This is a genomic window from Alteromonas sp. D210916BOD_24, from assembly GCF_047159385.1.
In the GTDB taxonomy this organism is placed as follows: Bacteria; Pseudomonadota; Gammaproteobacteria; order Enterobacterales; family Alteromonadaceae; genus Alteromonas.
Window position 1 is genome coordinate 1851788 of record NZ_AP038333.1, and the last position, 12388, is coordinate 1864175.

Genomic DNA, 12388 nt, shown 5'->3' on the forward strand with positions numbered 1-12388 from the left:
GCACTAGGTGCAGCCCTTATTTTTGACGAAGGAAAAGTTGTGTATTAGACCGTTCAGTCACTAGTAAATCTATTTATTATTTATCAGGCTTTTGTGAACAAAGCACGACATGGTTAGATTTTTAGTCGGAATACCTGTTAGTTACAACCAGTAGACAGGGAGAGATCAGATTTAATTTCAACGAAATATCTTCGAAAGGCATAAAAAAAACCGCAACAATGTGCGGGTTTCTCAAATATGGCGGAGAGTGAGGGATGTGCTCGGGCGCCTGCGGCGGCACCAATCGTTCCCGACGATTGGTCGAACCGTGGGGTTCAAATCAGATCCTCTCTTGCAACAAATAAAACAAAAACGCCCCGCATTTCTGCGAGGCGTTTTTGTTTTATTTGGCGGAGAGTGAGGGATTCGAACCCCCGGTGGGTTTGACCCCACGTCTGATTTCAAGTCAGGTGCATTAAACCGGGCTCTGCCAACTCTCCTGAAGTGCTGCGTATAATAATGATTTAAATTGTTCTGTAAAGCACTAATTTCAACAAAATCAATCAAGTGCTGAAATGCTGAACAAAACGTTTAATTTTTGTTTTTAATCGCTATTTTTTAAACAAAAACTACCCTGTTAAACGCATAGTGCCTTTACAACCAACAAGACCTAGATCTTTCTTGAGACACAAAACACCTTTGAGTTATGCGAAAAAGCGCAACTCCGCGCAAAACTATTGTTATGACACTTATTTGTCTACCAATGGTAATTCGGCTGAGGAACCACCCTTACGCGTTAGCGGTTTCACTTTCCCCTGTTATGCGCGCTTTTTTGGATTTAAGCGCATCAGCCAGATACTTTTTAAGCACTTGGATCCGATTAATGTGCGCAAGATCTGGATGACTTAAAACCCAAATTTGTTGGAATGGCTCAGGTTCAGTGCCAGCAAGGCTAACCAGGTTGTTAAAATTGTGAGCGATGTAGCATGCTCCTCGGATCATGCCATGCCCTGAATTCGCCGCTTGATGACGTAACGTTAAATCAGTAATGCATGGGCCAATCTTTGCGTCGGGAAATGGTGTGTGCTTTATCCATTCAGGCCTATCACCCGAATGTGTATTCGTAATCCATTGGTACAAATGCGGGGGGGTGTTTTTGAGATAATCTTTGGCGGCGTAATATTGCGTTGCCACCGAAAACAGGCGATAGCCAACAAGGTGTTCATCAGGCGTATTGGACACGCGTATTACGACATCAGCTTCACATTCATCTAAATTGGCAATTTCGTATGACGAATGAATATTCAGCGCAATGCGTGGGTGAGTACGCTGAAAATGCATTAGGTCATCTAGCAGTAAAAATTGCATTATTGGCGGCGGAACAGAGACACTGATATCACCTTCTAACTCTAAATGCTCAGCGCGTTCAAAACGCTTATCTTGAATTACCAGCGACTCAATTTTTTCTGCGGAAACTAACAACTTTTCACCAAGTGGTGACAAGCACAGCCCTGATGGGGTTTTTCGTACTATCTCAGAGCCGTAATTCTTATTGAGTATAGCCAGTCTGCGTGAGACTGTTGAATGATTAACACCTAATTCATGAGCGGCATTGCGGAGTGTTTTACCTTTATGTATGGCAAGTACCAGTCTGTAATCATCCCAATCGTTCATGCATTCATTCTTTTCAGGTTAACTAAAAATCAATAACACCGGCTGCGTTGTGTACCATAAATGAGGTAATACGCCATTCGTCGTTAGCTTTACGCATCATATATGTTACACCCACTCGGTTAAACTCATCGCCATTTTCTAAATAGCGAGCCGCGGTGTTGCTTGCAACCGCTAAATTTTTATCAATCAAATGCACATTAATGTCAACCCAGTTAACTCTTCTAACGCCTTGCGCTTTAAGGTTATCTAAAAAAGCTCTGGTTCGCTGGTAAAATGCAGAATAGCCGATGGTGTAAGGTGCCACCGAAGATGACATTACCATTATCGTATCGTGATACAAATACGGTTGGTCGTTAAACTCATTAGTTGTGAGGTAATGGTTATATTTATTCATATAAGCGTCGAAAAACGCCCTAACCTGTTCTGTTTCAGGTGCTTTAACCGCCTGTTTTGCTAATACTTTTTGTTGATTGAACATTAAAATGACAAGACAAACCGCAAAGAAAACTCTCATGTATACACTCTCCAAAATTCAATTCATTCAATACTGACTTACCGTTAATGTCGGGACATTAGCAACAAACAGTAGTGAAGTCGTGGAGTGTTTTGTTATCCGGGTGGTGCAAATTTGCAACATAGAATATGTGCAGTTTTAAGTGAAGTTCGTTCTATTTAAATCACGTTCACTTAGCTTTCACAAAGACGTAAAAGGATACCACTTAGTACTTGAAAGGTTTGGCGGAGAGTGAGGGATGTGCTCGGGAGCTTCCTGCTCCCGCCCCTTCGGGCGCCTGCGGCGGCACCAATCGTTCCCGACGATTGGTCGAACCGTGGGGTTCAAATCAAATCCTCACTTGCTACAAACCAAAACAAAAACGCCCCGCATTTCTGCGAGGCGCTTTTGTTTTAATTGGCGGAGAGTGAGGGATTCGAACCCCCGGTGGGTTTGACCCCACGTCTGATTTCAAGTCAGGTGCATTAAACCGGGCTCTGCCAACTCTCCTGAAGTGCTGCGTATCTTAATGATATTTTTAGGACTGTAAAGCGAAAATTTAAAAAAGTTGTTTAAGTGTTGAGTTTTCAAGCAAATACATCATTTATTACACAATTGAGTCGCTTTTATAGGCACCTAACGTCAATTTCATCTGAAACCACTTGAAAATGGGAACTAAAAGCCATACAACATACACTAAATAATTGTGTACCATTTTGGTCATATCATAAGTCCTATTGGAGGAAACAATGGATCAACGTTCGATGTATTCAAGTGCATCTCAACCATCGGTATTGCAGACGAACAAGGTTCTACGCAACACCTATATGCTGCTTGCGATGACACTGGCGTTTAGTGCGGTATGTGCTGGTATAGCTATGGCAGTAGGCATTTCTCCTATGATGTCTCTTGTTATGACTATCGGCGCATTCATTATGTTATTTGTAATCCAGAAAAAAGCCGACTCAGCATCGGGTATTTACTGGGTATTTGCGTTTACTGGCCTAATGGGAGCCTCGTTAGGGTATACCCTTAATTTTTACCTAGGTGTAGCAGGCCCAGGCCTAATTATGGAAGCCTTGGGTGCAACTGCGCTGGTATTCTTTGCATTGTCTGGCTATGCATTAACGACTAAGAAAGACTTCTCATTTATGGGCGGTTTCTTGGTTGTTGGTTTAGTTGTGGTTTTAGTTGCCGGTATTGCCAACCTGTTCTTTGCAGTACCAGCGGTAAGCTTAGCTATTAGTGCAGCTATCGTGTTTATCATGTCGGGTTTCATCCTTTTTGATACTAGTCGTATCATTAACGGTGGTGAAACTAACTACATTCGCGCGACAGTTTCGCTATACTTGAACATCTACAACTTGTTCACGTCTATCCTACACCTTCTTGGTGCATTCGGTGGCGACGACTAATTTAGCGTTTAAGGTTTAAAGATAAACACCCCTTAATCGGGGTGTTTTTATTTGTATGACAGAATATTCAATACTTATCACCACCTCCCCTTTTCATGGCGATACGGCCATGCGTGCGCTTGCCTTTATTCAAGGTGTTATCGACAACGGGGACAGTATAAACAACGTTTTTTTTTACAGTGACGGCGTGTATCACACTAATAATATGATGCTGAGAAGCGGTGATGAACTTTATGTATTAGACCAATGGAAAGCCCTGTCTGAACAACACAATGTAGCACTTTTAGTATGTATTACCGCTGCAATAAAACGCGGCATTGTCAGTGAGAGTGAAGCCATTGAAAATGGTATAACTCTTAACAACACTCCCATGGCGAATTTGTCAGCACCTTTTCAACAAGCGGGATTAGGTGAATTTTTTACAGCCCTGCACAACTGCAACAAAGTGGTACAGTTCTAATGGCGACAATACTTATTCGATTTACTCAAACGCCATACGGCAACCAGATAAGTCAGGATGGCCTAGATTTTGCCCTTGCCGCGACGAATTATGGGCACGACGTAAAAGTGCTGTTTGAAGGTGATGGTGTTTTGCAATTGGCAAAAACAGACTCGTTAAAAGGGTTAAAAAACCACAGTAAACGCCTTGCCTCCCTGCCGTTTTTCGATATTGAAGATTGCTATGTTTGTAAGGAAAGCGCAGCGATGCTTGGAATTGCACATACCCTCGCCAACAGCGAACTTATTGAAGCGCTTGAAGGCCAGTGGGTAGATGCTCAATCGCGTATTAACCTTATCGACAGTGTCGATCACGTGGTAACGTTCTAATGATTTTTTCTATTACAAAACCGCGATTGACAGAAATTGATAAAAACCTCATTCGCGCCGCATTTACAAAGGCAAAACCATCATCTAATGTCGTTGTGCTATTTTCTGGCGACGGTGTTTACGCACAAGCAGTTGAAAACGCCTACATCGATGCACTCGTCCAACTAAAGACAGCCGAAAGCGTCTTATATGCCCTACACAGCGACCTTAGTACTCGTGGAGTAAAGTGTAGTGACTCAGTGCGCGTAGTCACACCTACCGAGCTCGCTTCACTCATGTCACATCACCAACAATGGGTAGTACTGTAATGTCACAGGATAGTTTTAGTTTTTTGTACAACGGACAGGAAATTGCCACGGATAAAGCGGGCTATTTGCTTGACTATACCCAGTGGAATGAAGGCATGGTTGCATACCTTGCAGAACAAGAAAATATTGAAATGACTGAGGCGCACTGGGAAGTCGTGCGCTTCGTGCGTGCCTTCTACGAAGAATATGAAACCAGTCCAGCTATTCGTGCATTGGTCAAAGCCATGGCCAACAAATTTGGCCCGGAAAAAGGTAACAGTCGCTATTTACAACGGCTGTTTAAAAAAGGTCCTGCCAAACAGGCGACTAAACTTGCTGGCTTACCTAAACCGGCCAAATGCCTATAACACGCTGGCTATTCTTTACAATGTGGCCTTTAGTAAAACCGGTTCATCTATAGGCTCTGCGTGTTTAAAGGTTTTTACTCTGGTAATGGATAAGTCGGTATAAATACGAGGGGTAGCAAGCAGTTGCTCAACGTCGTAATTCATTCCCTGCCTCAACCACGCTGATAACGCCTCTTTATCATGGGGTAAAAAGCACGGAATGGATTTTTCGTGAAATTGGCTAAAATCGTCTCTGGGTGGACGGGTTATCACTGCACAGGAATAACACCCATTACTGAATACGCGATAGACCGCACCAAGAAGCAGCGCGCCACGTGTAGGGCGCATAAAATAATGCGCTTTACCCTTGCCTGAGGGGTTTGATTCACCCACCGCTGTCGCTACTACTACTCCTCTTCGCTGGCTAACCGCTTTTTGCCAATAAGGGCTATCAAGATTACGCGCATTAAAAGTGGTACGCTCACCAACTTCAAGGGTATCCCCAGCAGGTTTGGCATCGAACCACCAGGTAGCGTCTATGGTGCTTTGGTAATCAACTATAAGGTTAGTGATTTGTTTCTGAGCCACCTTTCCGAAGGCAGGATAGAAATTTATGACATCAGCATGCTGCGCTTCTTTCTTAAAAAGCGGTATAGTTTGGGTGAGTCCAACTTCTTCTAAAAGCGCAATGACATCTGGTGAGTCAGTGACCCGCTGAATAAACCCGCACATATACGCCCCCTTCTTATTTCACTGTCTTCTATAAAATTATCTAAGCACCATATACCCGTGCTAAGAACTAAACCGCCAAACAAAACCGAATGTTGTCGAGTATGTCATGCAATCTCACACGCTGTTCTTATGCTCAAGACAACGGGGTGGTCCATATAAACACGGCAGTCTTACTCTGCGGAACTTTTCTGATAATAAACGTTTAAACCAATGTGCCTCTGTTTTCTTTTTATTGGCTTAAGTTCAATGCAATGGTGTTACTTTTGCCAAGCTATGACCATTGGCGCCACTTTATTAGCCTTTCAATGCTTTAGAACAGTGACGAAACACACCTGTTGACATATGATATTTCATATATATTATATTCCACATATCTGTTTTAAGACATGTGAATATGAACCCATTACAATTTTTCAAATGCTTGTCTGACGATACACGTCTTAAGTCTGTACTGATCATCAGCCAACTTAAAGAAGCCTGTGTGTGCGACCTAATGGCGGCATTGGAACTTGACCAACCTAAAGTGTCACGGCATTTAGCTGAACTTCGCAAGTGTAACGTATTACAGGACGAACGCCGTGGTAAATGGGTGTATTACCAACTTCATAAAGAGCTACCCGAATGGGCCAAAATGGTTATCAACCATACAGCCGACAATAATAATGACTATTTTGCTGATCCCCTAAAAAAACTAAACACTTCCAAATTACAAGACCCTTCTTGTTAATCACAAGGAATACCCATGAAAGTTCTTTATATCTGCACGCACAATCGCTGTCGAAGTATTTTATCTGAAGCCATTACTAATCATGTAGCAGGTGATCGTATCGAAGCCAAAAGTGCTGGTAGTCAGCCATCAGGCGTGGTTCACCCACTCTCTATCCACTATCTGAAAGAAGCCAATATCTCTGTAGATGGTTTACGCAGTCAATCGTGGGATGAATTTGAAGCTTTCAAACCTGACCTTGTAGTTACCGTGTGCGACGCAGCTGCTGGAGAAGCCTGCCCTGTGTGGTTTGGTAATTCGGTTAAAGTCCACTGGGGTCTTGCTGATCCCTCAAAAATTAAAGGCAGTGAAGAGGAAAAAGCACAGGGGTTCAGAGCCTGTATCGATAAAATTACCACGCGGGTAAAAAAGCTAATGCCATTAGCAGAAAAAAACCTCTCACATGAAGCGCTCAAGGCTGAATTAAAAAAATTAGGAGCGCAGTAAACGATGAGTCAGGACAATACACTAATGAATATTGATGAATCTCAGTTTCACATTCCTTCGTTTGATAAGTGTCAAGGTACACCCGTAGAACATGCTCCACGCATTTTGCTGCTATATGGCTCGTTACGGAAGCGGTCGTTCAGTCGGCTGGTCGTAGAAGAATGCGCGCGACTTCTCACGCGGATGGGCGCAGAAGTAAAAATTTTCAACCCCGAAGGTTTGCCTCAGCCTGATACTGAAGACGAGAGCCACCCCAAGGTTAAGGAACTTAGAGAACTCATGACGTGGTCAGAGGGTCAAGTATGGTGCTCACCAGAGCGTCATGGCGCAATGACGAGCATTTTCAAAAGTCAGATTGATTGGGTTCCCCTGAGTATTGGCGCTGTTCGACCCACACAGGGTAAAACTTTAGCGGTAATGCAGATCTGTGGCGGTTCACAGTCGTTTAATGTGGTGAATCAATTACGCGTATTAGGTCGCTGGATGCGCATGGTGACTATTCCCAATCAGTCTAGCGTAGCAAAAGCATTCCTTGAATTTGATGATCAAGATCGTATGAAACCGTCGTCATATTACAATCGCATTGTCGATGTTATGGAAGAACTAATGAAGTTCACTTTATTACTCAGAAATAATAAAGAATACTTCGTAGACAGGTACTCAGAACGGGTAGAGTCGGCTCAGCAGCTAACCCAGCGAGTTAATCAGCGCGCGATTTAAGGAGGTTTTATGGGGTTATTCGAACGTTATTTATCAGTGTGGGTCGCTTTAGCGATTGTGGTCGGCATCTTCCTTGGTAACATGTTACCCAGTGCGTTTGCGATTATCGCCAATGTGGAATACGCGCACGTTAATTTAGTCATTGCGGTACTCATCTGGCTAATGATCTACCCCATGATGGTACAAATTGATTTTTCCTCGCTTAAAGATGTGGGTAAAAAACCGAAAGGATTGGCGTTAACATTAGTGGTCAATTGGTTAATCAAACCATTCACAATGGCACTTCTGGGTTGGCTGTTTTTTAAAGGGATATTTGCCCAGTGGGTTGATCCCCAAACGGCAACGGAGTATATCGCGGGCATGATTTTACTTGGGGTTGCACCATGTACTGCGATGGTGTTTGTTTGGAGTCAACTGACAAAAGGTGATGCCAACTATACCCTGGTTCAGGTTTCCATTAACGACATCATAATGATCTTTGCTTTCGCCCCTATCGCGGGTTTGCTGTTAGGGGTAACCGATATTAGTGTTCCCTGGGATACGTTGTTTCTGTCTGTCGTTTTGTATGTGCTCATCCCCCTTATAGCAGGTGCATTGACGCGAAATAAACTCGACAAAGACAATGATCACACTCGCCTAAACCAGTTCTTAGCAACCATGAAACCCTGGTCAATCATTGGTTTGCTGGCCACTGTTGTATTATTGTTTGGTTTTCAGTCAGAGACCATATTAGCTAAGCCACAAGCCATTGTGTTAATCGCAATTCCTCTGCTTATCCAGACTTACGGCATTTTTGCTTTAGCCTATTTCATCGCAAAAAAAATGAAGTTACCACACAATGTGGCAGCCCCTGCTTGCATGATAGGAACTTCAAACTTTTTTGAGTTAGCTGTCGCCGTCGCAATTTCGCTATTTGGTCTACATTCTGGCGCCGCATTAGCCACAGTAGTGGGCGTGTTAGTTGAGGTACCTGTGATGTTGTCGCTTGTGTGGTTCGCAAATCGTACTCAACATTGGTTTAAAACCTAGCGATGCTACAGCGTTTCGCTTATCGAGTATAACGATCAGCACTTTAGCAGAAAGCGAATTCGATATCGGGTAACACTGTGAGCTTTCAATTCACGCTATATGAATAATGATGGCCGTTGATTATTGCTGTATAACAACGGTCAACGTAACCAAAATACTAATGAAGGTTTGGCCTCTGTGACAATTGTAATTCGCCCCGCTACACACGATGACGCCTATCCTATTTGCGCTATTTATAACGCAGGTATCAGGTCAGGACTGGCTACATTTGAAACCCAGGAACGTCATGTCGACACCGTGCTGGAATGGTTTAGCGAAATACACAAATATCCACTCCTTGTGGCTGAAGCACACCACGAAGTCATTGGTTTTGCGAAGTTGTCAGAATATCGGCAGCGCGAATGTTATCGCGGCATAGCCGAATTCTCAATCTATCTTAGTGATAACGCAAAAGGCAAAGGAACAGGTGCCAAGCTGTTAGGCGCCTTGATAGACTGCGCAAAATCCCATGGATTCAGTAAAGTCCTTTCGCGGATTTTTACGTTTAACCACGCCAGCCTGGCACTGTGTAAAAAACTAGGGTTTCGCGAAGTAGGAGTTTATGAGCGTCATGGACAGTTAAACGGCAAATGGTTAGACGTGGTGATTGTTGAAAAAAACCTGTAAAAGTTGAATCAGATTAACCGAGAATAGCATTGAAGTTGGCAAGCTCGAACAAGCGTACCCGTGCTGATGCCCAATGGGTTTAGGGGCCAATAACCTAGTTGAAATACACTATGGCTTAGTGTTTTAACTGCGTAAAATGCAAAAGCTCGCCAGCCGGTCCCCATACATAGAATACCCTACCCCAGGTTTCGTTGCTAATTGGGCTTATTTTGGTTTTATGTTGGCTCTTTGTACAACGCTTAAAAGCAGTGTCGATATCTTCCACACAAATTTGGAGCATAAAGTTGCTAGCTAGCTCTTTATTATAGAAACGTTGTAGAAAGAACCAGCAATCGCCGTTGTGAAAAAGAGTGAGATCGTCTGATATCGGAGATTCAATAAAACCTATTTCGCTATAGAATTCTCGTGAGATACTAAAATTTTTACTAGGTACAAACGCTTTGATATCGGTAACGTGCATAGAAACACCTATTTTAGTTTTCAATACTTACGTTGAAGTACTTCACCCAAGAAACGCCCTCACCGCGCATTATTTCATTGCCCAACTCGATATCTGCCACAAACAGTTGGGGTTGGATTAATTTACTGTTTTCGGCATAGCGAAGCAGGGCCAGAATATCAAGCTGAACGAACTGTAGATTCTCAACTGATTTAAACGTAACGATAGACCAATGATTCTTATTTTTACCCGATTGATCTGACCAATTTCGTTGGTACCAGACTTCCCATTGCTGGTTGTTAATCTCAATACTGTCGATTTTTCTACCTGCCGGAGAAAAATGGCCTTCTGTAGCTTGAGTCCACACCATCACTTCAGCCGCTATAATGTCGGGCGATACAATATTGTCGCGTTGCGTAGCATGGGTTAACCAAAGTGTTGTTGCTGTATTAAATGTCCCGTCACTCGTCGTATACAGTTGATATTCAACCTTAAATTTGGTCAGTGAATCTATTTTCGTGGGTATGGAGTCATTGAAGTGTGGTAATGGTGCCCATGGAGAACTCCCCTGTTTAATTTGGGGGTAGGCATAAATCGTCCTTTTGTCTTTTGGCCAATTCCAATACCAGCCATATTGGACGGAATTTTCTTCTTTCCGGCTTATCAAGCACTGTTTCCACGTCGCTTTGCCCACAGCATGTTTATTCCAAACGTTATTGTTTAGCACGCCCATTTCGGTGTGGATATTGGCATATTCGTCACATGTAATGGTATCGGAGACCCCAATAAGATCTCCCTTTTTATTGGACGCAAAGCTATCTGAGAATGAAATCATCAACAGCGCAAAGCATACAAAGGATTTCACTGTTACCTCCTTTGGGCTTTTAGTTCATCGCTGCATAACTTTTACTCTAAACAGAAACGCTTATATTGCGAAATAGTGGTGCAGACAGAAGTATTTATTACAGTCCAAAAACATAGCACATAATTTGTACACATATAACTGCATCATTTTGCTATTCTTATTTTCTTATACACATGCCATCCTTCCTGTCTTACTTTCCATGTTATTCAAGAGCATATGAGCAGGTATGTGTGAATAATACTTAATATGAAATAAAAAAACACAGTAAGAATTATAAAAAAACCCATAGTCCTTAGACTATGGGTTTATTGGTTTTTACCGCCCAGTTTTGCTCTCTTTTACAACGCATCTATTCGTCAATTCAGGTGACGCATCGAATTGCAAAGATTTGACAATAACTTACTGAGCTTTAATAACTTCCTGGCCATTCATGTAAGGCACTAGTGCTTTTGGCACAACAACACTGCCGTCGGCTTGCTGGTTGTTCTCTAAGATTGCCACCAATGTCCGTCCCACTGCCAGTCCAGAGCCGTTCAATGTGTGAAGTAGCTCTGTCTTTTGCGTTTCAGGGTTTCTATAACGAGCCTGCATACGACGCGCCTGGAAATCCAACATGTTAGAGCATGATGAAATCTCACGGTAAGTATTTTGCGCTGGCAGCCATACTTCAAGGTCGTAGGTTTTACACGCGCCAAAGCCCATATCACCGGTACAAAGTAAGACTTTGCGATACGGCAGTTCTAATTTTTGCAGGATCGCTTCAGCGTGACCTGTCAGAGCTTCTAGAGCATCGAAGCTGTCTTCTGGCTTAACCAATTGAACAAGCTCTACCTTATCGAATTGATGCTGACGAATAAGACCGCGGGTATCACGACCGTACGATCCCGCTTCAGAGCGGAAGCAAGGCGTATGCGCTGTCATTTTCACTGGCAGTGTCTTAGGATCTAAAATTTCGTCACGGGCAATGTTTGTCAGTGGCACTTCAGCCGTTGGAATTAACGACAACCCCTGGCCTTCTTCGGTCGCAGGCTTAGTGTGAAATAAGTCTTCACCAAATTTAGGTAGCTGCCCCGTACCGTATAAGCTGTCAGCATTAACCAGATAAGGCACGTACATTTCCTGATAACCGTGCTCTTGTGTGTGAACGTCCAACATAAATTGCGCAATAGCACGGTTTAAACGCGCCATGTCACCACGCATCACGACAAAACGGCTTCCAGTGAGTTTGCTTGCCGTTGCAAAGTCTAAACCGTTGTTCAGCCCCTCTGCTACATCGACGTGATCTTTCACTTCAAAGTCAAAGCTGCGAGGCTCACCCCAACGTGAAATTTCGACGTTGTCGTCCTCGTCTTTACCTTCTGGAACTGACTCGTGTGGTAAATTGGGAATACCCTGAGTGAAGATGTTAATTTCTTCAAGCAATTCACTCAGTTCTGCTTTAGCGGCATCGAGCTCGTCACCCAGTTTGCCTACTTCAGCCAGCAAAGGCGCAATGTCTTCGCCTTGGGCTTTCGCTTTACCTATGGACTTACTTCGTACGTTGCGTTCGTTTTGCAGATCCTGTGTTCTGGACTGAAGTGTTTTTCTTTTTTCTTCAAGCGAACTGAAAGCTGCTACGTCGAGGTCAAAACCACGGGCAGCCAATCGCTTGGCTGTTTGTTCTATATCGCTTCGCAAACACTTTGGATCTAACATGTGTTT

The 12388-nt window shown here is 43.3% G+C and carries 15 protein-coding genes and 2 tRNA genes; 10 read left to right on the top strand and 7 right to left on the bottom strand.

All coding sequences use genetic code 11. The features are described 5' to 3' along the window. Positions 1-387 precede the first annotated feature (387 nt). The 4 genes from ACMCM8_RS07990 to ACMCM8_RS08005 all read right to left on the bottom strand — a co-directional run bounded on the left by ACMCM8_RS07990 (position 388) and on the right by ACMCM8_RS08005 (position 2656). Positions 388-479: transfer RNA gene (locus ACMCM8_RS07990), tRNA-Ser, on the bottom strand. A gap of 289 nt (positions 480-768) precedes the next feature. Continuing rightward, on the bottom strand, positions 769-1653 hold the full coding sequence (locus ACMCM8_RS07995) for a LysR family transcriptional regulator (protein WP_412727184.1): 885 nt from the start codon (positions 1651-1653) through the stop codon (positions 769-771). 22 nt (positions 1654-1675) lie between these two features. Then, positions 1676-2167, bottom strand: a complete 492-nt coding sequence (locus ACMCM8_RS08000; protein WP_412727186.1) for a DUF6841 family protein — start codon at positions 2165-2167, stop codon at positions 1676-1678. A 397-nt stretch (positions 2168-2564) separates the two neighbouring features. Then, positions 2565-2656, bottom strand: a tRNA-Ser gene (locus ACMCM8_RS08005). A 239-nt stretch (positions 2657-2895) separates the two neighbouring features. Here ACMCM8_RS08005 and ACMCM8_RS08010 point away from each other — a divergent pair. The 5 genes from ACMCM8_RS08010 to ACMCM8_RS08030 are packed head-to-tail and all read left to right on the top strand — an operon-like array spanning position 2896 to position 5044. Beyond that, a complete protein-coding gene (locus ACMCM8_RS08010; protein ID WP_412727188.1) occupies positions 2896-3561 on the top strand; it encodes a Bax inhibitor-1/YccA family protein in 666 nt (221 codons plus the stop codon). 55 nt (positions 3562-3616) lie between these two features. After that, the gene (gene tusD / locus ACMCM8_RS08015) at positions 3617-4021 is read left to right on the top strand and encodes a sulfurtransferase complex subunit TusD (RefSeq protein WP_412727190.1); all 405 of its coding nucleotides are present in this window, start codon (positions 3617-3619) and stop codon (positions 4019-4021) included. Then, complete coding sequence (locus tag ACMCM8_RS08020; protein WP_412727192.1) at positions 4021-4389, top strand: DsrE family protein; 369 nt, start codon at positions 4021-4023, stop codon at positions 4387-4389. The genes tusD and ACMCM8_RS08020 overlap by 1 nt, the downstream gene beginning before the upstream one ends. Beyond that, positions 4389-4697: a DsrH/TusB family sulfur metabolism protein gene (locus ACMCM8_RS08025; protein ID WP_412727194.1), complete on the top strand. Its 309-nt coding sequence runs from the start codon at positions 4389-4391 to the stop codon at positions 4695-4697. Before ACMCM8_RS08020 ends, ACMCM8_RS08025 begins: the two co-directional genes overlap by 1 nt. Then, positions 4697-5044 (top strand): TusE/DsrC/DsvC family sulfur relay protein, encoded by a 348-nt coding sequence (locus ACMCM8_RS08030; RefSeq protein WP_412727196.1) that lies wholly within the window; start codon positions 4697-4699, stop codon positions 5042-5044. The genes ACMCM8_RS08025 and ACMCM8_RS08030 overlap by 1 nt, the downstream gene beginning before the upstream one ends. Before the next feature lie 15 nt (positions 5045-5059). Here ACMCM8_RS08030 and ACMCM8_RS08035 read toward each other — a convergent pair whose 3' ends face one another. Continuing rightward, positions 5060-5755, bottom strand: coding sequence for an SOS response-associated peptidase family protein (locus ACMCM8_RS08035; protein ID WP_412727198.1), 696 nt, complete (start codon positions 5753-5755; stop codon positions 5060-5062). Between the two features lie 394 nt (positions 5756-6149). On the opposite strand from ACMCM8_RS08035, the gene ACMCM8_RS08040 reads away from it, so the two are divergent. The 5 genes from ACMCM8_RS08040 (at position 6150) to ACMCM8_RS08060 (ending at position 9383) form a co-directional block, all read left to right on the top strand. Beyond that, on the top strand, positions 6150-6482 hold the full coding sequence (locus ACMCM8_RS08040; RefSeq protein WP_412727200.1) for a metalloregulator ArsR/SmtB family transcription factor: 333 nt from the start codon (positions 6150-6152) through the stop codon (positions 6480-6482). A 15-nt stretch (positions 6483-6497) separates the two neighbouring features. Continuing rightward, complete coding sequence (locus tag ACMCM8_RS08045; protein WP_412727202.1) at positions 6498-6968, top strand: arsenate reductase ArsC; 471 nt, start codon at positions 6498-6500, stop codon at positions 6966-6968. A gap of 3 nt (positions 6969-6971) precedes the next feature. After that, positions 6972-7688, top strand: coding sequence for an arsenical resistance protein ArsH (gene arsH / locus ACMCM8_RS08050; protein WP_412727204.1), 717 nt, complete (start codon positions 6972-6974; stop codon positions 7686-7688). Between the two features lie 9 nt (positions 7689-7697). Continuing rightward, a complete protein-coding gene (gene arsB / locus ACMCM8_RS08055; protein WP_412727206.1) occupies positions 7698-8717 on the top strand; it encodes an ACR3 family arsenite efflux transporter in 1020 nt (339 codons plus the stop codon). Between the two features lie 177 nt (positions 8718-8894). Continuing rightward, a complete protein-coding gene (locus ACMCM8_RS08060; protein WP_412727208.1) occupies positions 8895-9383 on the top strand; it encodes an arsinothricin resistance N-acetyltransferase ArsN1 family A in 489 nt (162 codons plus the stop codon). A 473-nt stretch (positions 9384-9856) separates the two neighbouring features. Here ACMCM8_RS08060 and ACMCM8_RS08065 read toward each other — a convergent pair whose 3' ends face one another. Further along, on the bottom strand, positions 9857-10687 hold the full coding sequence (locus ACMCM8_RS08065) for a GH12 family glycosyl hydrolase domain-containing protein (RefSeq protein WP_412727210.1): 831 nt from the start codon (positions 10685-10687) through the stop codon (positions 9857-9859). Between the two features lie 399 nt (positions 10688-11086). After that, a complete protein-coding gene (gene serS, locus ACMCM8_RS08070; RefSeq protein ID WP_412727212.1) occupies positions 11087-12382 on the bottom strand; it encodes a serine--tRNA ligase in 1296 nt (431 codons plus the stop codon). Positions 12383-12388 lie beyond the last annotated feature (6 nt).

Excerpts from the sequence above, each read along its gene's own strand:
- ACMCM8_RS07995 (WP_412727184.1), bottom strand. The coding sequence starts at position 1,653 with ATGAACGATTGGGATGATTACAGACTGGTACTTGCCATACATAAAGGT.
- ACMCM8_RS08000 (WP_412727186.1), bottom strand. The coding sequence starts at position 2,167 with ATGAGAGTTTTCTTTGCGGTTTGTCTTGTCATTTTAATGTTCAATCAA.
- ACMCM8_RS08010 (WP_412727188.1), top strand. The coding sequence starts at position 2,896 with ATGGATCAACGTTCGATGTATTCAAGTGCATCTCAACCATCGGTATTG.
- tusD (WP_412727190.1), top strand. The coding sequence starts at position 3,617 with ATGACAGAATATTCAATACTTATCACCACCTCCCCTTTTCATGGCGAT.
- ACMCM8_RS08020 (WP_412727192.1), top strand. The coding sequence starts at position 4,021 with ATGGCGACAATACTTATTCGATTTACTCAAACGCCATACGGCAACCAG.
- ACMCM8_RS08025 (WP_412727194.1), top strand. The coding sequence starts at position 4,389 with ATGATTTTTTCTATTACAAAACCGCGATTGACAGAAATTGATAAAAAC.
- ACMCM8_RS08030 (WP_412727196.1), top strand. The coding sequence starts at position 4,697 with ATGTCACAGGATAGTTTTAGTTTTTTGTACAACGGACAGGAAATTGCC.
- ACMCM8_RS08035 (WP_412727198.1), bottom strand. The coding sequence starts at position 5,755 with ATGTGCGGGTTTATTCAGCGGGTCACTGACTCACCAGATGTCATTGCG.
- ACMCM8_RS08040 (WP_412727200.1), top strand. The coding sequence starts at position 6,150 with ATGAACCCATTACAATTTTTCAAATGCTTGTCTGACGATACACGTCTT.
- ACMCM8_RS08045 (WP_412727202.1), top strand. The coding sequence starts at position 6,498 with ATGAAAGTTCTTTATATCTGCACGCACAATCGCTGTCGAAGTATTTTA.
- arsH (WP_412727204.1), top strand. The coding sequence starts at position 6,972 with ATGAGTCAGGACAATACACTAATGAATATTGATGAATCTCAGTTTCAC.
- arsB (WP_412727206.1), top strand. The coding sequence starts at position 7,698 with ATGGGGTTATTCGAACGTTATTTATCAGTGTGGGTCGCTTTAGCGATT.
- serS (WP_412727212.1), bottom strand. The coding sequence starts at position 12,382 with ATGTTAGATCCAAAGTGTTTGCGAAGCGATATAGAACAAACAGCCAAG.